Source organism: Paenibacillus sp. 2003, assembly GCF_031455635.1.
GTDB classification, from domain to species: domain Bacteria; phylum Bacillota; class Bacilli; order Paenibacillales; family Paenibacillaceae; genus Paenibacillus; species Paenibacillus amylolyticus_B.
In genome coordinates this window covers 45,867-68,529 of sequence record NZ_JAVDTB010000002.1, presented here as the reverse complement: position 1 = coordinate 68,529, position 22,663 = coordinate 45,867, and the positions used below count along the sequence as shown (strand labels likewise).

At 46.7% G+C, this 22,663-nt stretch carries 17 protein-coding genes; 11 read left to right on the top strand and 6 right to left on the bottom strand.

What is annotated here, in order from left to right:
* Positions 1-123 precede the first annotated feature (123 nt).
* Complete coding sequence (locus J2X75_RS12340) at positions 124-429, bottom strand: rhodanese-like domain-containing protein (RefSeq protein WP_017687407.1); 306 nt, start codon at positions 427-429, stop codon at positions 124-126.
* Positions 430-534: 105 nt separating this feature from the next.
* Here J2X75_RS12340 and aroA point away from each other — a divergent pair, with 105 nt between their 5' ends.
* The 4 genes from aroA to ptsP all read left to right on the top strand — a co-directional run bounded on the left by aroA (position 535) and on the right by ptsP (position 6,160).
* Entirely contained in the window at positions 535-1,830 is a 1,296-nt protein-coding gene (gene aroA / locus J2X75_RS12335; protein ID WP_145151207.1) for a 3-phosphoshikimate 1-carboxyvinyltransferase, read from the top strand.
* Positions 1,831-1,889: 59 nt separating this feature from the next.
* Positions 1,890-2,324, top strand: coding sequence for a CoA-binding protein (locus tag J2X75_RS12330; protein ID WP_017687409.1), 435 nt, complete (start codon positions 1,890-1,892; stop codon positions 2,322-2,324).
* Positions 2,325-2,522: 198 nt separating this feature from the next.
* A complete protein-coding gene (locus J2X75_RS12325) occupies positions 2,523-4,403 on the top strand; it encodes a glucose PTS transporter subunit IIA (protein WP_310336896.1) in 1,881 nt (626 codons plus the stop codon).
* Positions 4,400-6,160 (top strand): phosphoenolpyruvate--protein phosphotransferase, encoded by a 1,761-nt coding sequence (gene ptsP / locus J2X75_RS12320; protein ID WP_036614699.1) that lies wholly within the window; start codon positions 4,400-4,402, stop codon positions 6,158-6,160. Before J2X75_RS12325 ends, ptsP begins: the two co-directional genes overlap by 4 nt.
* A gap of 120 nt (positions 6,161-6,280) precedes the next feature.
* Here the strand turns inward: ptsP and J2X75_RS12315 are convergent, their stop codons facing one another.
* Positions 6,281-6,805, bottom strand: a complete 525-nt coding sequence (locus J2X75_RS12315; RefSeq protein ID WP_036674874.1) for a type 1 glutamine amidotransferase domain-containing protein — start codon at positions 6,803-6,805, stop codon at positions 6,281-6,283.
* Between the two features lie 276 nt (positions 6,806-7,081).
* On the opposite strand from J2X75_RS12315, the gene J2X75_RS12310 reads away from it, so the two are divergent.
* The 4 genes from J2X75_RS12310 (at position 7,082) to J2X75_RS12295 (ending at position 9,889) form a co-directional block, all read left to right on the top strand.
* Positions 7,082-7,495, top strand: coding sequence for a hypothetical protein (locus tag J2X75_RS12310; protein WP_091014249.1), 414 nt, complete (start codon positions 7,082-7,084; stop codon positions 7,493-7,495).
* Between the two features lie 122 nt (positions 7,496-7,617).
* Positions 7,618-7,965, top strand: coding sequence for a bacillithiol system redox-active protein YtxJ (gene ytxJ, locus J2X75_RS12305; protein ID WP_036674876.1), 348 nt, complete (start codon positions 7,618-7,620; stop codon positions 7,963-7,965).
* 92 nt (positions 7,966-8,057) lie between these two features.
* Positions 8,058-9,071 carry a catabolite control protein A gene (ccpA, locus tag J2X75_RS12300; RefSeq protein ID WP_062835383.1) on the top strand — a complete coding sequence of 338 codons (1,014 nt, stop codon included), beginning with the start codon at positions 8,058-8,060 and terminating at the stop codon, positions 9,069-9,071.
* Between the two features lie 122 nt (positions 9,072-9,193).
* Positions 9,194-9,889 carry a 5'-methylthioadenosine/adenosylhomocysteine nucleosidase gene (locus J2X75_RS12295; RefSeq protein ID WP_047843701.1) on the top strand — a complete coding sequence of 232 codons (696 nt, stop codon included), beginning with the start codon at positions 9,194-9,196 and terminating at the stop codon, positions 9,887-9,889.
* Between the two features lie 110 nt (positions 9,890-9,999).
* Here the strand turns inward: J2X75_RS12295 and J2X75_RS12290 are convergent, their stop codons facing one another.
* On the bottom strand, positions 10,000-10,632 hold the full coding sequence (locus J2X75_RS12290) for a GNAT family N-acetyltransferase (RefSeq protein WP_307534450.1): 633 nt from the start codon (positions 10,630-10,632) through the stop codon (positions 10,000-10,002).
* A gap of 294 nt (positions 10,633-10,926) precedes the next feature.
* Between J2X75_RS12290 and acsA the strand changes: the two genes are divergently transcribed.
* The gene (gene acsA, locus J2X75_RS12285; RefSeq protein ID WP_307534452.1) at positions 10,927-12,651 is read left to right on the top strand and encodes an acetate--CoA ligase; all 1,725 of its coding nucleotides are present in this window, start codon (positions 10,927-10,929) and stop codon (positions 12,649-12,651) included.
* Between the two features lie 238 nt (positions 12,652-12,889).
* On the opposite strand, the gene J2X75_RS12280 is transcribed toward acsA, so the two are convergent.
* The 3 genes from J2X75_RS12280 to rpsD all read right to left on the bottom strand — a co-directional run bounded on the left by J2X75_RS12280 (position 12,890) and on the right by rpsD (position 19,107).
* Positions 12,890-15,985, bottom strand: coding sequence for a transglycosylase domain-containing protein (locus tag J2X75_RS12280; protein WP_310336885.1), 3,096 nt, complete (start codon positions 15,983-15,985; stop codon positions 12,890-12,892).
* 229 nt (positions 15,986-16,214) lie between these two features.
* A complete protein-coding gene (locus tag J2X75_RS12275) occupies positions 16,215-18,320 on the bottom strand; it encodes a methyl-accepting chemotaxis protein (protein ID WP_310336882.1) in 2,106 nt (701 codons plus the stop codon).
* A 187-nt stretch (positions 18,321-18,507) separates the two neighbouring features.
* The gene (gene rpsD, locus J2X75_RS12270; RefSeq protein ID WP_062835377.1) at positions 18,508-19,107 is read right to left on the bottom strand and encodes a 30S ribosomal protein S4; all 600 of its coding nucleotides are present in this window, start codon (positions 19,105-19,107) and stop codon (positions 18,508-18,510) included.
* Between the two features lie 465 nt (positions 19,108-19,572).
* Here rpsD and J2X75_RS12265 point away from each other — a divergent pair, with 465 nt between their 5' ends.
* The gene (locus tag J2X75_RS12265) at positions 19,573-21,564 is read left to right on the top strand and encodes a sensor domain-containing diguanylate cyclase (protein ID WP_310336878.1); all 1,992 of its coding nucleotides are present in this window, start codon (positions 19,573-19,575) and stop codon (positions 21,562-21,564) included.
* 101 nt (positions 21,565-21,665) lie between these two features.
* Positions 21,666-22,556 (top strand): hypothetical protein, encoded by an 891-nt coding sequence (locus tag J2X75_RS12260; protein ID WP_310336876.1) that lies wholly within the window; start codon positions 21,666-21,668, stop codon positions 22,554-22,556.
* Positions 22,557-22,663: the final 107 nt, after the last annotated feature.

Genomic DNA, 22,663 nt, shown 5'->3' with positions numbered 1-22,663 from the left:
GAAGTTTGATGGATGAAAGATGGTGGCAGATATAACAAAACGGGCCATATTGGCCCGTTTCTAGAAGTGGAGCAGAGCAGAGGTCACAAGGTTACAAATGACTTCGCTCCGCTCCGGGGTTCTCTAGTCTTCCTGTTGCCACTGAAGCATACCGCCGACCATGTTTGTACAGCCTTCATATCCCAGTTGCTGCAGATATTCACAGGCACGCTCACTGCGGTATCCGCTACGGCAGATGATCACGATCTCGCCTGACTTCTCAATCTCAGACAATCGGTCCGGAATCTGTCCAAGCGGAATATGCTTGGCTCCTTCGATCATGCCTTGCGCGACTTCATCGTCCTCGCGGACGTCTATCATCTGCAGCTTCTCTCCTGCCTGTAAACGGCGGCGCAGCTCAGACGTTTCAATTTCAGCTATTTGTGTCATATTCAGGTCCTCTTTTCTGTATGGACTTAACGCTATAATGATACCCAAGCGATGCACGGAATGTCAATTTGGCCACAATATAATCAATGAAGGAGAATTTCATCCATGGACGTTATTGTTAAACCAACCCCCACTTTGAACGGGGAAATCGGGGCTCTGTCCTCCAAAAACTACACTACCCGCTATTTGCTGGCTGCTGCGCTGGCAGAAGGCACAAGTACCATTCATTTCCCGGCACACAGTGAAGACAGTGACGCCATGCGCAGATGTATTCGTGATCTTGGGGCAGTGCTTGAAGAAGACGACAGCAAGATTGTGATCCAGGGCTTTGGCAGTCATCCACGTGATGTGCGTGAATTGAATGTAGGAAATGCAGGTGCTGTACTTCGTTTCCTGATGGGTGTTACAGCGCTCTGCCCTGAAGTTACTTTTGTGAATACGTACCCGGATTCTTTGGGCAAACGTCCACATGATGACCTGATCGATGCGCTGGGCCAACTGGGTGTAGAAGTACAGCACGAACAAGGACGTTTGCCGATTACAATCAAAGGTGGCAATGCCAAGGGTGGACACATTCGTGTATCCGGCTCCGTCAGCTCCCAATATCTAAGCGCATTGTTGTTTGTTACGCCGTTGCTTGCAGAAGACAGCACCATCGAAGTACTGAATGACCTGAAGTCCAAGGTGGTTATCGGACAGACGCTGGAAGTACTGGAGCAGGCAGGCATCGTTATCCATGCAAGTGATGATTACATGTCCTTCCGTGTACCAGGTGGACAGGCTTACCAGCCGACGACCTACACGGTTCAAGGGGACTACCCGGGCTCGGCAGCCGTTCTTGCCGCAGCAGCGGTTACACAGTCTGATGTGAAAATTCTGCGCCTGATGGAGCAGAGCAAACAGGGTGAACGTGCCATCGTTGACGTGCTGCGTATGATGGAAGTGCCATTGACACATGAGAACGATGTTGTACACGTTCAAGGTAATGGCAGACTGAAAGCGATCGAATTCGACGGGGATGCCGCAACGGACGCCGTTTTGGCTATGGTAGCCGCAGCTGTGTTTGCGGAAGGAACGTCACGGTTCTATAATGTAGAGAACCTGCGTTACAAGGAATGTGACCGAATCACCGATTACTTGAACGAACTGCGGAAGGCAGGAGCGAACGTTGAAGAGCGCCAAGCTGAGATTATCGTACACGGACGTCCAGAAGGCGTTGAAGGCGGTGTTGAGATTAACGCTCACTACGATCATCGCGTAATTATGGCGCTCACTGTTGTTGGTCTGCGTTCCAAGGAGCCGCTTCGTATTCGGGATGCACACCATGTAGCCAAGTCTTATCCGCAATATTTCGATCATTTGCAGGCGCTTGGTGCCTCGGTTCAATGGGTAAAAGAGTAAATAACTGAAAACCTGTTTTTTGAACACGCACTTTAATCAGAAAAGGATGGTGCTTGAACATGGAATTTAACAACCCTACTCGTGAAGAAATTGGACAACTTTTGCGCAAGGCAGGCAACATCGCAGTCGTCGGTTTATCAGACAAATCGGATCGCACTTCCTATATGGTGGCAGAAGCCATGCAGAGCAGAGGTTATCGCATCATCCCGGTTAACCCACAGGTGCAAGGTGAAATCCTGGGAGAGACGGTATATGCTACACTCGCGGATATTCCAGAGCCGGTAGACATTGTCAATGTGTTTCGTCGCGAAGAGTTTTGCGCGGATGTCGCTCGTGACGCCGCTGCCATCAAAGCAAATGTTCTATGGTTGCAGCTTGGCATCCATAGTGATGAAGCGGTCCAGATTGCTGCAGAGAACGGCATGACAGCGGTAACTAATCGTTGTATCAAGGTAGAGGATTCCATTGTTCTGCGCGGCGCTGGACGCGGCTGAGAGGCTCGTTCACCTGTGATCGGATGATCTCCTGATCTGACCCAATTGAATGAACATAGGTTGAATCCCGTTAACTTGAAGTTGACGGGATTTTTTCTGTTCTATTTTTGCCGTTATTAATTACCAATTGGTTACTGTTTTTACTTTGACAAAACGTTGCGTAAAGCTTACCATCTAGGATAGAAAGGAGAGGTCGCCATGAATTGGCTCGGATCCTTGCAGCAGCTCGGACGAGCGGTAATGCTGCCTACAATGGTCCTGCCCGCCGCCGCAATTTTGCTCAGTGTTGGCAGTCTGCCTTGGGACGCCTGGGGATTGGATATTGTCGGTGAAGTGTCTACCGTGGCCGGACACGGTATTTTTTATTTCTTACCGTATTTGTTCGCTGTCGGTGTAGCACTGGGACTCTCCAACCAGGCCGGACAAGCGGGACTTGCTGCTCTGGCTGGTATCGTGATATATGATCAGGTAACTCGGAACTTCGGGGATGGCACCGTTCAGCCCGCTTCCTTAATCGGAATCATACTCGGCGCGCTTGCCGGTGGGATGCATAATCGGTTTAAAAGCATTAAACTGCCTGAAATTTTACAATTTTTTGGAGGTTCAAGGTTTGTTTTGCTCATCGTCGGACTCTGTTCGGCATTGTTCTCCTGTTTTATGTTATGGCTCGCTCCGATCCTACAGCATGGATTGAACGGCATTGCTACTTGGGAATACAGTCTCGGGGGGTTTGGCCTGTTCATTTACGGGGTGTTATACAGGGTGCTGGTCGCTTTCGGGCTTCATCACCTGCTTAACAATGTGTTTTGGTTCCAGTTAGGGACGTTTGAAACGCCTGATGGTAACATTGTTCAAGGGGATTTGCCCCGATTTTTTGCAGGTGATCCAACAGCAGGATTCTTTATGGCGGGTTTGTTTCCCATCATGATGTTTGCCATTCCGGCAATAGCCTTTGCTATTATTCAGGAAGCCAGGGAAGATCTGAAACCAAAAATCAAGAAAACTTTTCTGACATCGGCACTCGTTTGTTTTCTAACCGGGGTATCGGAACAGATTGAGTTTGCTTTTTTGTTCGCGGCACCTTATCTGTTCATCGTGCATGCAGTGATGTCGGGCGTTGCCATGTGGATTAGTTACTGGCTTGATATCCGGCATGGATTTTCTTACTCCGCAGGTATTATTGATTACATACTCAATTTCCATCTATCGGAGAATGCTTGGAAGCTCATTCCGATTGGCATACTATATGGGCTGGTTTACTACTTTCTGTTCCGATGGGCGATTCGTACGTTCAAGATTCCAACACCAGGACGTGAAGAGGGCTCCATGCTGGAAGATTGGGTAGGTAACATTCCTTATCAGGCACCTTTAATCCTCGAAGCGTTGGGTGGGAAGAGTAACATTGTACAGGTTGAAGCTTGTATTACACGTCTTCGCCTGACTGTGCATGATGACCGCCTGATCGACACGGGTGCCATGAAGAGTATGGGGTCTGCTGGACTGATCAAGCTGGGTGGCGGTAACGTACAGGTGGTATTCGGTACCTACTCGGAATTGATTCGGGAAGAAATCGCGAAGCTGCTGGAAAGAGACCTGCAACAGGTTCTGTTCTGTGCCCCCGTTCAGGGCAAAATGCTCCCGATTGAAGAGGTGCCGGATCAGATCTTTGCAGCCAAGCTTGTCGGTGATGGTGTAGCCTTTGTTCCGGAAATGGGAGAGCTGGTCTCACCCGTGTACGGAACGATTATGCACCTGTACCCGACCATGCATGCCTTGGGTATTTCTACCCGTGAGGGGCTTGAAGTGTTACTGCATATCGGCATCGATACCTCTCAGTTGAAAGGCCATTTTGAAGCTTTTGTTCAGGAGGGCGATACGGTGGAGCCAGGGCAGTTGTTGATCAAGTTTGATCTGGCAGTACTCCGCGAGCAAGCGGCGTCACTAACAACACCAATGGTAATTACGAATCCAGATCGTGTAAAATCATGGAGTTTTGCTCCATTTAAGCAAGTTAAGAAAGGTCAGGCATCCGTTATGTCCGTGGTGCTCTATGACAGGAACGTTGGAGGGGTAGAATGAAGATACAAGGCATCAACGGAGCTGCAGGCATAGCCATCGGCAAAGCATTTGTCCTGCCCAGTTGGGAATGGGATCTGCCGGATCAGAAGATGGATTCGGTGGATCTCGCCCAAGAGTTCGAACGGCTGTATGAGGGCATACGGACATCTAAGGATGAGATCGAATATATCAAAAATGAGTTCAAGGAAGTTGTTGGTCCAGAAGAGTCCAGTATCTTTGATGCACATCTGGCAATCCTGGAAGATCCGGTATTCATGAACGAAATTCGCGGTATTATTGAGCGTCAATATAAGGCAGCAGAAGTGGCGGTCAAAGAAGCCATAGACCATTTTGTCACGATGTTTGACTTGCTGGAAGACGAGTATATGAAGGAGCGGGCCATTGACATCAAGGATGTGGGGAACCGTCTGCTCAAGCATTTGCTCGGTGCACCGGAGATTACACTTCCTTCGGATACCCAGCCGTATGTACTCGTTGCCAAAGAACTGTCGCCATCTCAACTGGCGCATCTGAATCCCACCCATGTACTAGGTATTGTAACCTTGATTGGCGGGAAAACATCACATTCCGCGATTATGGCTCGTGCCCTTGGCATTCCTCTCGTTTCCGGTCTGGAAGCGAGTCTTGGCATGCCGGTAGAGACAGGGGATATGCTTGTGGTGGATGGTGACAATGGCTTGGTATTTACGGACCCGGATCGCAAGACGATTGAACGGTATACCATGCTTCGCAGCAAACAACTGAAGAAAAAGGAACAACTTCAAGTCCTTGCTACCGTGGATGCCGTAACCAAAGATGGGGCCGTTTTGCACTTGGCTTCCAATATCAGTTCGGTGAAGGAATTGGACCTTGCTTTGAAACAAGGAGCCAAAGGTGTGGGCTTGTTCCGAACAGAATTCTTGTATATGGACCGTGCTACTTTCCCGGGTGAGCAAGAACAGTATGAGGTGTACCGCCTTGTGGCGGAGAAAACAGCAGGACAATCCGTTGTTATTCGTACATTGGATATCGGTGGTGACAAGCAACTCGATTACTTTGAACTGCCGGAGGAAGACAATCCGTTTCTGGGGTACCGTGCCATTCGGATTAGTCTGGACCGCAAGGATCTGTTCAAAACACAGCTTACAGCCATTCTGCGTGCCAGCGCTGCCGGAAATGTCAAAATCATGTATCCGATGATCTCTTCGGTGGAAGAACTTCAGCAGGCCAATGAGATTCTCCGTGAGGCGATGTCTGATCTGGACGAGCGCGGATTATCATACGACCCTCACATTCAGGTGGGAATTATGATTGAAGTTCCTGCAGCGGTGATGATTGCTGATCTGCTCGCAGAGGAAGCTGATTTCTTCAGTATTGGTACGAATGACCTGGTTCAATATGTACTGGCAGTAGATCGAATGAATGAGCAGATTGCTCATATGTATCACCCCTATCATCCGGCTGTTCTGCGGATGCTTCGTGCGACAGCAGATGCGGCTCATACGGCTGGAATTGATGTCAGTGTGTGCGGAGAGATGGCAGGGGACGAACGTGCCATTCCGCTTTGGTTGGAGCTTGGCATTCGCCACTTGAGTATGTCTCCACAATCCCTGTTACGTGTGAAGCACAGAGTGCTGAACACAACAGCATCGGCCGCCAAAGAAGAAGCGCGAAAGTGCTTCGCCTTACGGACCAGCGGAGATATTGAGGAGCGACTGCAAGTTTTTAATGACTCCACGGGAAGTCCAGATGAACAAAGTGGTTCGAACGCATCGTGATTAGGGAAACTGGATATAAATACCTTTAAGTTAATATATTTACATTTGTGATAATTATTTATTGGAAAACTTGTTATATAAAACAACCCCACTGTGCTTGAGAGCACAATGGGGTTGTTTTTATTTGTCAGCGAGTGCATCACAGAATGCCTTGCCATAAGGTGGAAGGTCAGGCGGACGACGTGCTGAGATGATATGTCCATCAACAACAACGGCTTCATCTTTCCAGATAGCACCTGCATTTTCCATGTCATCCCGAATGCCTGGTGTAGAGGTTACTGTAACCCCGTCCAGAATTTTGGCAGAAATCAGCACCCAGCCCGCATGACAGATCTGTCCAATCGGTTTCCGGTCTGCATTCATTTCCTTCACAAGCTCCAGTACTTTGGGATAACGACGCAGCTTGTCTGGCGCCCAGCCGCCTGGCACGAGAATGCCATCGTAATCTGAACTGTCGAGTTCATCGAAACTGTATTCGGCTTCAGCAGGCACACCGTATTTGCCAATATAGGTTTTTCCTTTTTTCTCTCCAGCAAGATGCACTTCTGCACCTTCTTCACGAACACGATGCACAGGGTACCACAATTCCAAATCCTCGAATTCTTCATCGACCAGAGCGATGACTTTTTTACCAGTTAATCTCATGTCCATCTCTCCTTTTTGCGGTGATTAGGTCTGTTGCGTCTTTAATTGTAACAGATTCTCCAAGGGACTTCATGGAAGTGCATATTCAGTTTGGAGGAAGCGATTACAAGTCAGTAACTGCCTGCATTCGACAACCTTCATCCGGAGGGAGTGGTAATTTGTGCAACCTTTCGTTTATAGCAGGATTTGAGCCGAAATAGGTCGAATGGTACTTATATAGAGTATAGAACGAATGAGGTGATGGTGGTGCGCAAGTCGTGCAGATGTGGACATGTAATGGAGTTGGAATTAAGAACAGTGGTATACGCCAAAAAAGTGGAGATTCGAAACGTACCCGTATTTGCGTGTACAGACTGTGTATCTTACGAAGTGCTTCCGCCGGTCAAGCCGGACTTAACAGAATGCATTAACACATTGGGTGAACAGCCCGTGAAGCAAGACGTATCTTTTGGTGAACGTAATGAACTGGCAGACCTGTTTCATGAGCTACTGCTGGCCTGGCCGGATGCGACCGATCGGGAGATGGAATATCGAATGCAGCAAGCAGTGGAGGAGCGTATCAATTTGTTGCTGGACATTATGGGTTACGCAACGAAGTCTGGTGATACAGCGTGGATTGAGACCACGGAGCGCAGATTAAGTCAATTATCCGGATTTGTGTGGCAGGAGTACTTCTCAAATGCTGTCTAATTTTGACGTGTAAAATGCTTGTTTTCATGAAAATTGGCTTTTTCGCGCACTTTTTGTTAAGATATCGAAGAGTGAAAACGCTCAACATAGCGGTATTCCTGGTAAAGGGGGATGTATATCTAATGGCTGACATGACTAAAATGACAAGTATTGAACAGCTAAACTCCGCAGTGGAGGCTACCAAGGATCAACCCTTGCTTCTGTTTAAGCATAGCACGCGCTGTCCGATCAGCTCGAACGCTTATCAGGAGATGAACGATTATTTGCTTAACAATGCCAATGAACAAGTGAAATATGGCATCATCTATGTTGTGGAAGATCGCCCGGTATCGAACGAAGCAGCAGACAAGCTGGGTGTTAAGCACGAATCTCCACAGGCAATCCTGATCAAAAAGGGAATTCCTGTATGGCATACTTCCCATTCAGATATTACTAGAACCACACTTACGAATGTTTTGAGTGAGTCCTAAAGCCTATTTTAATTGATTAATGCAAAAATTTGTCGTAATATAAATCTTAATGAAAATGGTATGAAAATTTACTGGTAATGGAGAGAAGTACTGTGACGGTAACCATTTATGATGTGGCACGTGAAGCTGGAGTGTCTATGGCAACGGTATCACGGGTAGTTAATAATAACCCTAATGTCAAACCGCAAACGCGGAAAAAAGTATATGAAGCCATCGAACGGTTGGGATATCGTCCGAATGCGGTAGCCAGAGGTCTGGCAAGCAAGAAGACAACCACGGTCGGGGTCGTTATTCCAGATATTTCGAACTCAACCTTCGCGGAGATTGCCCGCGGAATTGAAGATATCGCGAATATGTATCACTACAATATTATTTTGTGTAATGCAGACAAGAAGAAAGAAAAAGAAATTCGTGTTATTAACACGTTGCTTGAAAAGCAAGTAGACGGACTGCTCTTCATGGGTGGAACAGTAACGGACGAACACATTCAGGCGTTCCAGTCTGCGGCTGTGCCGATCGTACTTTGTGCAACGAGTGATGAGAAGGGCACATTCCCTTCGGTGGATATTGACCATGAGGCGGCTGCGTTTGACGCGGTAAACACCCTGATTCGTCATGGACACAAGGAAATTGCGATGATCAGTGGTACACTGCAAGATCCTGCGAATGGATATGCCCGTTTCCAAGGTTACAAGAAAGCACTGGAAGCAGCAGGTATGGAATACCAAGAGGATCTGGTACGTATCGGTAATTATCGTTATGAATCCGGTGTGGAAGCGATGAAATATTTCCTCGGACTGAAGAAGAAGCCGTCGGCGATCTTTGCTGCAACAGATGAAATGGCGATTGGTGCCATTCACAGCATTCAAGATGAAGGCCTGAAAGTACCGGATGATTTCTCCATTATTAGTGTGGATAACATCCGTATGGCTTCCATGGTGCGTCCTCAGTTGACAACAGTGGCTCAGCCAATGTACGACCTGGGTGCAGTAGCGATGCGTTTGCTGACCAAGTTGATGAAGAAAGAAAATGTGGAGAACCCACGGGTTATTTTGCCGCATGAAACGATTCTTCGTCTGTCTGTAAGTCACGCGGATGTAGTTTAATCGGGATTATATAGAGTAAGGGAGAAGTCATTATTCTCTCTACATAGTGGATATGCGAAAGCTCCGGAGACGGAGCTTTTGTGCTGAATGAGGTTAAAAGTGAAAACAGGAGGTATCGGAAGATGCGTGAAACGATTGGGATTATCGGAGCGATGGATGAGGAAGTCGAGCTTTTGCTGGCAGGTATGAAGCAGCTTGAGACGGTTAAACAAACCGGCATTACATACGTTGCAGGCGAGTGGCTGGGCAAGCAAATTGTCGTGTGCAAATCTGGCGTAGGTAAAGTAAATGCAGCGGTTACGACGCAGATCTTGATTGATCGTTTTCAGGTTAATCGGATTATCTTCACAGGTGTTGCGGGTGCAGTTAACCCCGATCTGAACATCGGAGATATGGTTATATCGTCTGTATGTGTTCAGCACGACATGGATGTAACGCCACTGGGGTTCGCACGCGGGGTTATTCCTTACCAGGAGACATCTGCATTCCCTGCCGAGGCTTCGCTTATTACACTGGCTGAAGAAGCATGTAAAGCTCAGGGAGCCAATTACCTGATCGGTAAAGTGTTATCTGGAGACCAATTTATTGCAAATAAAGATACGGTTAATATGTTATATACCGAAATGGACGGTGCATGTGCCGAGATGGAAGGGGCAGCAGTTGCTCAGGTCTGTTACATGAATCGAGTACCATTTGTTGTCCTGCGGGGGATGTCAGATAAAGCGGATGGTTCGGCGCATGTTAACTTTGCTGAATTTACCGTGGAATCTTCTCAGCGTTCACACCGTATTGTGGAGCATATGTTAGAAAATATGTAATGGAAGTAACTTGAAAAACCGCCTTTTGATTAGCTGTTCCATGAAGTATGGAGCAACGCTGCGAGAGGCGGTTTTTGTTATGTATATCGTTTTTCGAACAGATCATCAAATTAGTACATGAACCGATGGCGAAAGCGTACACGATCAAACTGTTCTTCTGATGTGATCGGCACCTGACTTCCGATTCGCACCATCAAACAGTTCGCAGGATGTGAACAGATTTCGGGGTCGTCTGTTGCATACCAGGTCATGTCGATCGTTTCCATCAGCCTCTCCATCATTTTACGATAATCCCATACGTTTAGTCCGCTGCCCTTCAGATCCCAATGCCAATAATATTCTGTGGTGAAAATAATGTAGTTCTCCATATGTTTATCTTCCAAAGCAGTAAGCAACATCTCACGTCCAATGCCAAGCGAGCGATAGTCGTCCGCAACCTCGATTGCCCCAAGCTCAATCAGATCAGTCATATTGCCCTCGGACCAGCGTTCACAATCATCCGCATAGTGAAAGGTTACATAACCGATAATCGTTTCATTTTCATGTGCAATGATAATTCGCCCTTCAGGTAATGCTGCGATCTCGGCCAGAGCTTCCTGCTGCTCCGTTGGTCGCCGAAAGGCATCCAGATCCGGATGGAAGGCAAGACGGGTTATCTCCTCGGCCTGCACGGGGCCTTCAACAGTAATTCGGTGGCCGGACTTGAAGATGGAACGTATATGATGTTCTTTGATATGCTCCATGGTTCATGCTCCTCTCTCTCCTACTTATAGAGGTTGTTCCAAAAGTTCGCTATAGCAAAATCCAAAAAATTGAAAAGCCATAGACGACAATTGAAAAGATTTGCTATAATTGCGTAGACAAAAAATGTTCACAATTCAATACAGTATAGTTAACATCTGTTTGGCCGAGCAAGTACATGATGAGAAGTTCTCTCTACTAATGTAAGCGCTAACTGGAAGTTCAGTCAACACAAAGGCAATGAGAATTGACCCCTGACGGGAATCGAAATGTCGAGTTGAAGGAGGCTGGCAAGCATGAGTCAAGCACATGGTGAGATGCTGCAAACGGTTGTGTCTGAATCTAATCTGGGCGATTACACGGAGGCGAGAAGCCGGTTCGATTGGGAATCGGTGGAAAGGCACTTTACGTGGCACGCCAGCGGAAAAGTAAACATGGCGCATGAAGCGATTGATCGTCATGTACAGGAAGGAAGGGGCGGAAAAACCGCTTTATTGTATAGCGATGCTTCACGTGAAGAGTCCTATACTTTCGCTGATCTGAGTGAACAGTCGAGTCGGTTCGGGAACGTTCTCCGCAAATATGGCATAGCCAAAGGGGAACGGGTGTTTATTTTTATGCCTCGAAGTCCTGAGCTGTATTTTAGTCTCCTGGGTATATTGAAAGCTGGAGCCATCGCGGGCCCTTTGTTCGAAGCTTTTATGGAAACGGCTGTGAAGGATCGGCTGGAGGATAGCGGAGCAGTAGCACTCGTCACAACTCCAGAATTACTGAAACGGATCAAACGTTCCGAGTTGCCCGAACTCAAACATATATTTATTGTGGGTGGGGGCGCGCAAACTGAAGAAGGACTCATCGATTTTGATGCAGAGATGTCTGCCGCTTCGGATGAGATGGAAGTAGAGTGGCTGAATCGTGAGGATGGTTTGCTTATTCATTATACCTCAGGCTCTACGGGGAAACCCAAAGGGGTATACCATGTTCAAAATGCCATGATTCAGCACTATTATACAGGTAAGGTTGTTCTGGATTTACGTGAGGATGATGTGTACTGGTGCACTGCTGACCCTGGCTGGGTGACAGGCACTTCTTACGGTATCTTTGCTCCATGGCTCAACGGAGTAACCAATGTGATACGGGGTGGTCGTTTCAGTCCTCAAGATTGGTACAGCACCATCCAGAAGAACAAAGTCACGATCTGGTACAGTGCACCAACGGCCTTCCGTATGCTGATGGGAGCGGGAGAAGAGACCATCGCCCAGTTTGATCTGAGCAGTCTGCGTCATGTCATGTCTGTCGGTGAACCGCTCAATCCGGAGGTTGTTCGTTGGGGATGGAAAGCCTACGGTCAGCGAATTCATGATACATGGTGGATGACGGAAACAGGTGCACAGCTGATCTGTAACTACCCCGGAATGCCGATCAAGCCTGGCTCCATGGGACGTCCGTTGCCTGGAATCGAAGCAGCCATTATTGATGATCGCGGGCAGGAATTGCCACCGTACAGCATGGGTAATCTGGCCATACGGGCACCTTGGCCATCCATGATGGCGAAGATCTGGAATAACCCTGTGAAATACGAGGAGTACTTCAGGCTTACGGGCTGGTATGTATCCGGTGACTCCGCTTATATGGATGAAGAAGGATATTTCTGGTTCCAGGGACGGATTGATGATGTGATTAATTCGTCAGGCGAGCGTATCGGCCCCTTTGAGGTGGAGAGCAAGCTCGTGGAGCATCCTGCGGTAGCAGAGGCGGGTGTAATCGGTAAGCCGGATGTGACACGTGGGGAGATCATCAAGGCCTTTGTGGCACTTCGTGAAGGATATGAGGCGACACCGGAGCTGAAAGAAGAGATCTATCGTTTTGTCAAAGAGGGCCTGTCTGCCCACGCTGCTCCGCGTGAGATTGAGTTTAAGGATAAACTGCCCAAGACACGTTCCGGCAAGATCATGCGCCGTGTCCTGAAAGCCTGGGAGCTTGATCTGCCAACAGGAGATCTATCCACCATTGAAGACTAACGTGACAGTGCCAGGATCATCAATGTGTCGGTATCGATGGTAATACAAATGACTATGGGGAGAGTTGATACTTTACGAAGCCAAATACGGTGACTCTACCCATTAAAATGGATTGTAAAAGCCTGCTTTATGCCAATGGCATGAAAGCAGGCTTTTTGGCTGCTGTAAATACAAATAAAAAGCCGCACACTCAGATACAGTCTGAGGATGCGGCTTGTTTTGGAAAGCTATGTCTGAATCAGGGTTGAAAATGTATGGCTGCAGAAGGTTCGGATTCACCTGCACTATTGCTGGCAGATACCTTGAACCATCCACTGGTCGACGCGGGTACTCCATAATCCATCGTATTTCCCGCTGTTGTTCCAATTTTGGTGTAAGGAGCCGAGCCTGTTTCACTGTAATATACAGCATAACTATCTGCGTTTGGAGTTGACGCCCATTGAATGCGCAGTCCTTGAGAGAGGGCAGATACGCTGACTTGACCAGGTGTGCCTGGGGCTGTCGTTGTTGTATTATCGGTCTGCGTTTCTCCCGGCGTAATGACTGTGCCTGGAACTTCAATTGGCTCATTAATCTCTTCTTCCACAGGAGGAGCTACACCAGCACTATTTACTGTAGCGCTAGGAGCAGATTCTCTGCCGGCAACATCCACTGCGGTCACATAGAAGGCGAAGTTGCCGCCTTGTGCTGCATATGCAGAGAATGATCTCGATTCACCAGTCAGGACAACTTGACCCTGGTTCTGGAATCCTCCACCGTTTACAGAACGATACAGACGATAACCCACGACATCATTTTCAGGTGTGGCATTAAATGTAATGACAGCTCTGTCACCCGAGGTTGAGATGCGTACGTTGCCTGGTGCATCAGGTGCTTTACCGTTATCTGTTCTTGGATCAATCTGTGTTGGCATGTCTGCATCAGCATCTTCAGGAAGGTAATACGCAAGTGACTCATGTCGACTCATACGTGAGAATGCATTTTGCAATTCTTTGATGAGATCCGAGATTGGTTTTTTACGTTTGATTACTGTTTTTTCCTTCAACATGTCCGAAGGTGTTCCGTCACGCGGAATATAGTTTACACCATTGTAAGTAATGTACCTGGCTTTGGCTACACCGTCATCGCTATCCTTCGGAACAAACTTGCTGTTGAAAATATCCGTAACAAATTTGTCAGTCATGGATGTTGGCAACTTGCCACTGTATGCAGACACCGTGCGCGTTTCGATGCCAGATGGTTTTTTGAACGAATCTGTGACGAACAGATCTTTTTGCGTATCGATCACTTCGTTCAGTATTTTCGACCACAGTTGCTGCGCACGTTTTCTCTGTGATTTACTTTCCAGCGTATTCACCGGCTGTTTGTATCCAACCCACACGCCAAGTGTGACATCTGGTGTATAACCTTCAAACCAGACATCTGCGTAGTTTTGAGTGGAACCCGTTTTACCTACGATTGGCACACTCTTGGAATATTTGTAATTTTCACGTACTTTATCTGCCGTTCCCTCTGTAATAACGGTCCGCAGCATATCGGTCATCAGGTATGCTGTCTGCTCCGAGAAGGCTTGGACAGGTTCAGTATCGTGTTTATAAACGATGTTGCCTTTGGAATCTACAATTTTGCTAATCATGTAAGAATCGTTATATACGCCCTTATTGGCGATAGCGCCATAGGCACTGGTTAATTCTTCAACGGTTACACCGTATTGGAGACCTCCGAGAACACCTGTCTGAGCCTGATAGTCTTCCTTCTGAATGGTGGTAATCCCCAGTTTCTTGGCGAAGGTCCAAGCTTTCTCGATCCCTACTTCTTCATTAAACAACTTCAGAGCCGGTATATTTAGAGAATAATTCAGTGCTCTGCGGGCAGTGACCAGTCCCTGATACCGATTGTTGGCATTCTTGGCAATGTGGTAGCCGCTCGGACCATTTTTGAGAATGATCGGTGAGTCATCAATAATAGAAGCAGGCTGGACAAGACCCTCATCCAGAGCTGGCAGATAAGCTGCAATAGGTTTCATCGTTGAACCTGGCTGACGTATCATCTGCGTTGCATAGTTCATCTGTTCATCCTGGAAATCCCGACCCTCGATCATGCCCAGAATAGCACCGGTTTTGTGATTAATCAGCATGGCAGCAGTTTGTTCTTTTCCTTTGACAGGATCATCTGCTGAGAAATTGCTGTCATCTTCCGCAATGGTACGCATCGTTTTGTAGATACTTTTGTTGATGGTCGTGTATATACGATATCCACCTGTCCGCAGTTGCGTCTGAGCTTCCTCTAATAATGCACTGCTTTCCTTCTGAGGTGTGGCTGCATCCGCAGCTTTGTCTGTAGATTCAGCTGTGTCGGAATTCAACTGTTTCATCAAAATCTGTGCAGCTTGTCGTTCCGTTTCCATCATAAGATATGGATAAGTGTTGTAAGCCTTGATGGTCTTCGGAGCGAGTGAACTTTTGATATCAAAAGCAAGAGCTTTGTCATACTCGGACTGATTGATTTTGCCCAGTTCAAGCATACGGCGCAGTACCAGATGCTGACGGTTGATTGCGCGGTCAAAATTCTCCTCTACAAAATCACCTTTACCGTTAAAAGCGGAGTAAGAGGAGGGGAGTTGTGGCAATCCAGCAAGATAAGCAGCTTGAGCGATGTTGATTTTTTCTAGATCGTTAATATTGAACAATCCTTTGGCGGCCGCTTTGATTCCGTAAACGTTGTATCCGCTGGAACCATTACCAAAAGGAACTTTGTTCAGATAGGCTGTCATGATCTCGTCTTTGGTCAGGAAACGTTCGAGTCGGAGTGAGAGCAAAATTTCTTTCACTTTCCGATCTTCCGTGCGATCCAGATTCAAAAACACACGACGCGCCAATTGCTGAGTCAGTGTACTACCGCCGGTTTGTACTGATTCTTTCAGCACTTTTTGTTTCACGGCACGTAGTGTTCCGCTCATGTCTACACCTTTATGTTCGTAAAAATGATTGTCTTCAATCGAAATGACAGCATCAATAACCTTTTGTGGGATCTGGTCTGTAGTGACCGGACGCCTGTCTTCTTCCGTACGTAATTGACCGATCGGACTGCCGTCGGCAAAGTAAGCAAAGCCTGTAATGGAGTTTTCGCTGACTTTTTGTTCAATCAGGGCCCTTGAACGGACAGGCTCGTCTTTCACAATGGAACTGACGTATCCCATCAAAGCACCGCCTACAAATAGTGCCCCCATAAATCCAAGGACAACCATCCATTTGACGAAACTTCCCAGTCTGCGGGCAAAACTGCGTTTGCGTACAGGCTGTTCATCGGGCTTTTTCTTATTAACATCAACCATTCAGTGTCTTCCTCCTTTTAACAGCACTTATTATAGCATAAAAAGGCGGGTTTGCATGCCTGAGAAATACAAGTAATGGTCGAAATTTGCCATTCTGCCATGCATTATGCTATATATCATGCGATATTGAAGCACATTTCATGAGTTGTAAGCCAAAATAAGCAGGCCACCTCCATGCTGAGGTGCATAGGGTGACCTGAATGATTTGTCGTATTGGAGGTCTTCTACATTAGGTTTTGAAGCGTTGAATCAGTTCTAATAATTCCTGAGTAAGATTCGCTAGTGAGGCAGATGCCGCCGTAATCTCTTCCATGGATGCGAGTTGTTCTTCAGAGGCAGAGGCAACACGAGTTGCGTGATCTGCTGTCTCATGACCAATGGTTTTGAGTTGCACTAACGTGGCATCAACCTGCTGTGATCCAGCTGACATCTGCTGCGCAATGGCTGAGACATGTTCAATCTGCTCATTAACATCTGAAATCTGTGATGAAATGGAGAGGAATAGTTCACCACTCTCATTAATCACTTCCGCTATGTGGCTTACCTCGGCATTCCCCTGTTCCATATTTTCAACGAGAGAAAGGACCTCTTGCTGAACGCTATGAATCAACGCTGCAATCTGCGCTGCTGATATTCTGGATTGTTCAGCCAGATTACGAATCTCGGAAGCAACAACACCAAAGCCGCGCCCGTGTTCACCTGCTCGTGATGCTTCAATGGAAGCATTAAGGGCAAGAAGATTAGTTTGACGGCTAACTTCCGTGATCATGCCTGTAATATGGCCAATCTCTTCAGAACGTTGACGGAAATTCTCCAGTGCGGTCATGGATGTCTGCACAGAAGAGGTGGCACTATCGACCATACGCATGGCGGACTGAATCTTATCGGTTCCGACAGTTGTTCGCTCAGCCACAGCTCGCGATGAATCCGATACATCGGAGGCGGCCTTTGCAATTCTTCCGATCCCTGCAGATATTTCATTCATGGAACGGGAGGACTCTTGCAGCTCCTGCACCTGTTTACCTGCTTTATCTGCAACTTCGACTCCTGTTAATGCAATCAGTTCGGCTGCTTTACCTGTTTCTTCGGCACCTGCGGTCAATTGTTGAGAAGTGGAGCCGACAGATAAAGCATGTTCGGATATAACCGATATGGTATGTCGCAGTGTATCCATCATCTGATTCATATGACCCGCCATGACGCCAAATTCATCTTTGGATCGTACAGGTAACTTTTGTGTCAAATCCCCGCCAGCGAGCTGTCCAGCGACAATATTGACTTGACTCAACTGCCTTACAATGGAGACGATAGTGTAGGTAACCACACCTGCAAGCAGAAGTACTGCCAGTGCCGCAATCAGTATGGACCAGTTCAAGCTGTCATAGAAAGGTTGAAGGATATGGCTCTTTGGCAGCGCCGACACAAGGTACCAGTTTGAATCCGTTCCTTGTAACCTGGCGGGCTCGGCAATAAACAGTTCTTCCCCTACTTCAGGGTCTGTAGCGTAAAACTGGGACTCGCCAGATTGTATACGCTGAATGACTGTCTTCATTTCAGATGGAATTACGGCTCCTTCATTAGCCAGTTCCGGTTTGGAGCCATGTGCAGCAATCTGTCCTTCGCTAGTAATAAGCATGGCATACCCTTGATCCGGATTAAGTGATGCTATATTTTGCTGAAAACGATCAATGGTAAAGTCGGCCCCCACAATGCCCAGAAAATTTTTGTTTTCATCTAATAGAGGGAGGACAATCGAAACGAGCAGTGTTTCTTTACCACCAACCGTATAGGTAACAGGCTCGGACCAATAGATGGATTTGGTTTTCTTTGGCTGCTGATAGTAAGTACTGGTTTCACCGCTTCCCTCATAAGTAGGCATAGGCTCAAAATGCATGGAGTTGCCATCACGTATAACGTATGGAACGAATCGCCCCGTAGCATCATCATATTCTTTTTTGTTGATGTGCTCCGTATCGTTTCCATCAAAGGCATTTGGTTCCCAGCCCGTGTAAAAGCCAAAAACTTTCTCGTCCTTTTTCAGATATTGTTCAAGGAGTCTGACGATTTCTTCACGGTTGAGTGATCCGTTCTGAGCGGCATCCAATAAGGTGGTACTCATGGTGTCCAACGTGTTTTTAACCTGATTAATGTCAGTCATAAACTCATTCGTAGCCCGGTTTGCTGCCTGTCCAGCAACGGTTTCGCCGTACTGCAGGCTTTTGTCGTAAATGGATTTGGTATTAAATGCAATCAGGGCTCCAATACAACAGAGTAATACGATCCCGAGTAAAAGTCCAAGCTTAACAGCGAGCTTGCGATTGCGAAAAAAATGCATGTTTAATCCCCCTCGATGTCATTCTTGTGATGTATATATGGATGTGTGCTTCTCCTGAAGGGAGTCTATATTTTATATCGTTATTTACGTTCCTATAATGAAGATAATTAAAAAAAAGCATAGAAAAACAGCTGCCGAGAAAATCTCGACAGCTGTTTGGATTGAAACTTTAATGTGATTGCAACGATTAACGGTTGTAGAACTCGACGATTTGTTTTTCATCGATGTCTTGGGACAATTCAGCACGCTCAGGCAAGCGGATGAATTTACCTTCTACAGCTGCTTCGTTGTATTCAACGTATGCTGGAAGATGCGAACGGCCTTCCAAAGCTTCTTTAACGGAAGAAAGAGCGCGGCTCTTCTCACGCAAGCCGATTACATCACCAGTGCTTACTTGGTAAGAAGCGATATCGACTTTTTTGCCGTTTACAGTTACGTGACCGTGTGCTACCAACTGACGCGCTCCAGCGCGGGAGTTAGCAAACCCAAGGCGGTAAACGAGGTTGTCAAGGCGGCACTCAAGCAAGAACATGAAGTTCTCACCGGCAATACCTTGCATTTTTTGAGCTTTAGAGAACAGTGTGCGGAATTGCTTCTCGCCCAAACCGTACATGTGGCGCAATTTTTGTTTTTCTTGCAATTGCATACCGTAGTTGCTCATTTTTCTGCGTTGGTTAGCTCCGTGCTGACCTGGAGGGAAAGGGCGTTTCAATTCTTTGCCTGTTCCGCTAAGGGAAATGCCGAGGCGACGGCTCAATTTAAATTTAGGACCAGTGTAACGTGCCATGTTTAAAGTAGCTCCTTTTTAGTTAAAGTTCATATTAGGGCTCTGTTTGCGCTCCAATTTGTTGATGCGGGCTTGGCCTCGCATAGAACGATCAGGAAAGTTCAGCCGCTGTCCTGAAAGCAACAAAAAGAATGAGGGTGACACAACCGGTAATGCCCAAATTTAAAGACCCATTAGTAGTCTTCATCAACAATTTATATTACAGTTTAAGAGAAACAAAGTCAAGCGTAGAATAAAAGCAAAAAAACGTCTAAATTTGTCGATAGGTCATTGGGCCTAAAATAATGGGACAATTTTCTGAAATATGGATGCAAAAAAGCTTTAAACAGAGTAAAATAGATTGTATCTTAACTTTAAATCATCTTTATGTAATAAGGTTATCGCAACGAATTTGCAGGTTTGCGATAACGTCTGCAGATTAATGCATCCTGGTGGATGCAAAAACGGTGCAAAGGAGCGCCTGACATGTTAGAACATCTAAGAAGTTTACCTGCCAGCTTGAATTCACGAAGTTCGGGCGATTCCGCATCTTTTGCCGCTCCTCATTCTCATGAAGAGCATGTGTTGTGGATGCAAAAAATGGATATCACACCTTTTGATTTTTCATATTTGGGCAGCTTGCTAGAGCAGGCATACAGTGACTGGAACTCCAGAGTGGGTTCAAGGCTGGCCAGAACATCAACCTTTTACAGCGTGTGGAACACCGAAGGCGATTGCATAGGATACGATAGCGATCATGAAGCTGATCCGGGCGTAAATGCACGCAGGCTGGTATTGGAATGTTTGGATAAGAGGCAGGTCCTGTCCCTTAAAGGGACAAGCGAACACGGAGAATATCTTATAATAACACATCCCTTATTCTCTAGAACAAACAAGGATATGTTTGCCGTATTCACTGCTGTGATCTATGAATCCAATGGATATGAAACGTCTGAAGCTGTGGTTCAATCTGAGGCATTGCATTATCGCACCTGCTTTTACCGAAGATTTGAATACATATTTATGACGGACCTGTTACATGCTCATGAACAAACAGCCCGTGAGGAACACCGGAGGTCCATCCTCTTTCAGATTGTTCAGCGAATGCATGACAAAATGGATGTCGAGGCTATATTGGATGAGGTATTTGACAGTATGGACTACTTGTACCCGGCGACTTATATCAAATTGTATATGTCTCAGGATCAGAGCAACTCTGATCCACGGATTAAACCGTTGCTTGTCCACGAGCGAGGAGAAGATATTTGTGTGCGTTCATTTATGGAAGGTAAGCTGATTGTTGCTCGCTCACATGATGCAGAGAACCGCATTGTAGATGTAGGGATTCCGCTGAAAGGCAAACAAGGCATATACGGTGTTTTCCATATCGAAATGAATGAAGAGATTATGGAAGAATCGGACTTGCAATTGATTACGATGATGGTAGACACTGCAGGAACGGCCTTTGAGAACGCCAAGTTGCATGAACAATCCAATATGTTAATTCAGGAACTTCGTTTAATTAATGATCTTACACAGCGGTTGAACAAGAGTCTGCATCTTTCGGAGATTTATCAACTATCCGAGCAAGAGTTAAAGGAAATATTCCAGGCTGAAACGTGTTGCATTCTTCAACTCAATGACAGTACAAATGACTTCGAAGTTATGTCATCTAACGTGAAAGATGTTTTTCACCAATCCTTTTCTGTAGACTACGGTATCGCAGGCTTGATCTATCGAACAGAGGAACCGCTTATTATAGTCAATTATGCGCAATATGATAAAGTGTCCTCCTTTTTCATGGAAGATACGGGATCCATGTCACTTATTGCATCACCGATCAGAGTTAATGGTGAAGTGAAGGGTGCCATTTTGTTGGGACATAGTAGAGAGCATTACTTTTCATATGATAACTATCGGCTCTTGCAGATGTTATCCATTCATATCGGGCTTGCCCTGTCAAATGCCACGCTGCATGCCGAGGTTCGGCGCTTGGCTAATCTGGATATGTTGACAGGTCTGTATGTGAGGCATTATCTGGATAGTGTGATTCACGAGCGACAGGCTCATGAATTCTGTGGCTCCCTCATAGTGGTGGATATTGATCAGTTCAAACAGGTGAATGACACATTCGGACACCAGACGGGGGATCAAGTATTGAAGCAAGTGAGTGAGATCGTCACCAGCTCTGTTCGCTCGGAGGATGTATGTGCCAGATGGGGTGGAGAAGAACTGGCGATTTATATGCCACAGGTGAGTGTAAGGCAGGCGTTAGATTATGCGGAAGTGATTCGAAAGAGAGTCGCAGAAGAGACCAGACCGCCCGTTACGGTATCCAGTGGCATCGCAGAGTGGAATTGGATGGATGAAAAGGTCAGTGTAGAGTCCTTGTTTTATCGGGCTGATATGGCTTTGTACAGCGCCAAGAATGGTGGTCGGAACAGAATCGTTGTAGAGGAACAGGATGTAACACGTTAAGAGAGAACAATTCCAATTGCGGAGTCGTTCTCTTTTTTTTGTGCATTGCAGATCAAGTTGTGTATAGAAGGAAGTATAAGCGTATACGGGCGGGGCAATCTATGGAGAAAGTTCACGGAAGGGTGAAGATAGACATGTTTAACCGCCATTCGTTACGTACATTATGGTTATTTGTGAGCATCGTGATTATTGGTGTTCCGGGTTGTGGATTAATCCAGCGAGATCAAACGCCTGAAGAGGTTTTTTCCTTGGCTTTATCGGGGATAGCGGGAAAAGAAACGTTGAGTTTTGAAGGAGAGGCAGGACTTCGACGGGAGAACAGTGGGCTGTTCGAGAATCAGTTCAAGTTTGAAGGCAAGCTGGAGAATCATGATCGTCTGACCCTTCAGACCCGATTACCTGGAGAAGTAACTGCTGTGGGCACAGGCATTCAAACAACTGCCGTAAAAAATAATGGACAGCCCAGTGGGTTTAGCGCCTCTTTCGAGCGGAAACAAGGGCAATGGATGGCATTGTCAGCGCAGCATGAGCCGCTGCGTGGGTCTCTTTCTCGTTTTAACCCAATTGCCCAATTGGAGAAGATCGATGGGATGCACAAAACCATTCAATCGGAGTATGGCGCTGGTCGTCGAACCAGAACATTACGGATTGAACTTGCACCGGAAGACGCCAAATCATGGGCTGTAACCCAGCTAAACGACGAGATGAACGCCATTCGGGAAGAATATATGCATAAGGCAGCTTCGGTGAAAGGGGCGCGTAAGGAGAAGCTTGAGAAGGATCTGGAGAAAGTTTGGAAACAGGGTGAAACAACGATGCAACAGATGATGAAACAAGCGAGCGTGCAGACGGTATATCATCTCACGGTAGATCGGAAGAGCAGTCTGCCTCTTCGTTTATCCTCTGAAAGTCAGATGAGTTACACGGACAACAACCGTAAAAGTAACAAAGAAGCCCTTGTCACCGATGTAAACTTCAAGTCATATCAATAAACGAAGTGAGGGACTGCCTGCTGACGGGATGACTGTTCGCGTGCTACAATAGTATCGTAATTTACCGTTGTTCAATTTAAGTATGGCAGATGACAGGAGGATTTTAC

Excerpts from the sequence above, each read along its gene's own strand:
- J2X75_RS12340 (WP_017687407.1), bottom strand. The coding sequence starts at position 429 with ATGACACAAATAGCTGAAATTGAAACGTCTGAGCTGCGCCGCCGTTTA.
- aroA (WP_145151207.1), top strand. The coding sequence starts at position 535 with ATGGACGTTATTGTTAAACCAACCCCCACTTTGAACGGGGAAATCGGG.
- J2X75_RS12330 (WP_017687409.1), top strand. The coding sequence starts at position 1,890 with ATGGAATTTAACAACCCTACTCGTGAAGAAATTGGACAACTTTTGCGC.
- J2X75_RS12325 (WP_310336896.1), top strand. The coding sequence starts at position 2,523 with ATGAATTGGCTCGGATCCTTGCAGCAGCTCGGACGAGCGGTAATGCTG.
- ptsP (WP_036614699.1), top strand. The coding sequence starts at position 4,400 with ATGAAGATACAAGGCATCAACGGAGCTGCAGGCATAGCCATCGGCAAA.
- J2X75_RS12315 (WP_036674874.1), bottom strand. The coding sequence starts at position 6,805 with ATGAGATTAACTGGTAAAAAAGTCATCGCTCTGGTCGATGAAGAATTC.
- J2X75_RS12310 (WP_091014249.1), top strand. The coding sequence starts at position 7,082 with ATGGAGTTGGAATTAAGAACAGTGGTATACGCCAAAAAAGTGGAGATT.
- ytxJ (WP_036674876.1), top strand. The coding sequence starts at position 7,618 with ATGGCTGACATGACTAAAATGACAAGTATTGAACAGCTAAACTCCGCA.
- J2X75_RS12295 (WP_047843701.1), top strand. The coding sequence starts at position 9,194 with ATGCGTGAAACGATTGGGATTATCGGAGCGATGGATGAGGAAGTCGAG.
- J2X75_RS12290 (WP_307534450.1), bottom strand. The coding sequence starts at position 10,632 with ATGGAGCATATCAAAGAACATCATATACGTTCCATCTTCAAGTCCGGC.
- acsA (WP_307534452.1), top strand. The coding sequence starts at position 10,927 with ATGAGTCAAGCACATGGTGAGATGCTGCAAACGGTTGTGTCTGAATCT.
- J2X75_RS12280 (WP_310336885.1), bottom strand. The coding sequence starts at position 15,985 with ATGGTTGATGTTAATAAGAAAAAGCCCGATGAACAGCCTGTACGCAAA.
- J2X75_RS12275 (WP_310336882.1), bottom strand. The coding sequence starts at position 18,320 with ATGCATTTTTTTCGCAATCGCAAGCTCGCTGTTAAGCTTGGACTTTTA.
- rpsD (WP_062835377.1), bottom strand. The coding sequence starts at position 19,107 with ATGGCACGTTACACTGGTCCTAAATTTAAATTGAGCCGTCGCCTCGGC.
- J2X75_RS12265 (WP_310336878.1), top strand. The coding sequence starts at position 19,573 with ATGTTAGAACATCTAAGAAGTTTACCTGCCAGCTTGAATTCACGAAGT.
- J2X75_RS12260 (WP_310336876.1), top strand. The coding sequence starts at position 21,666 with ATGGAGAAAGTTCACGGAAGGGTGAAGATAGACATGTTTAACCGCCAT.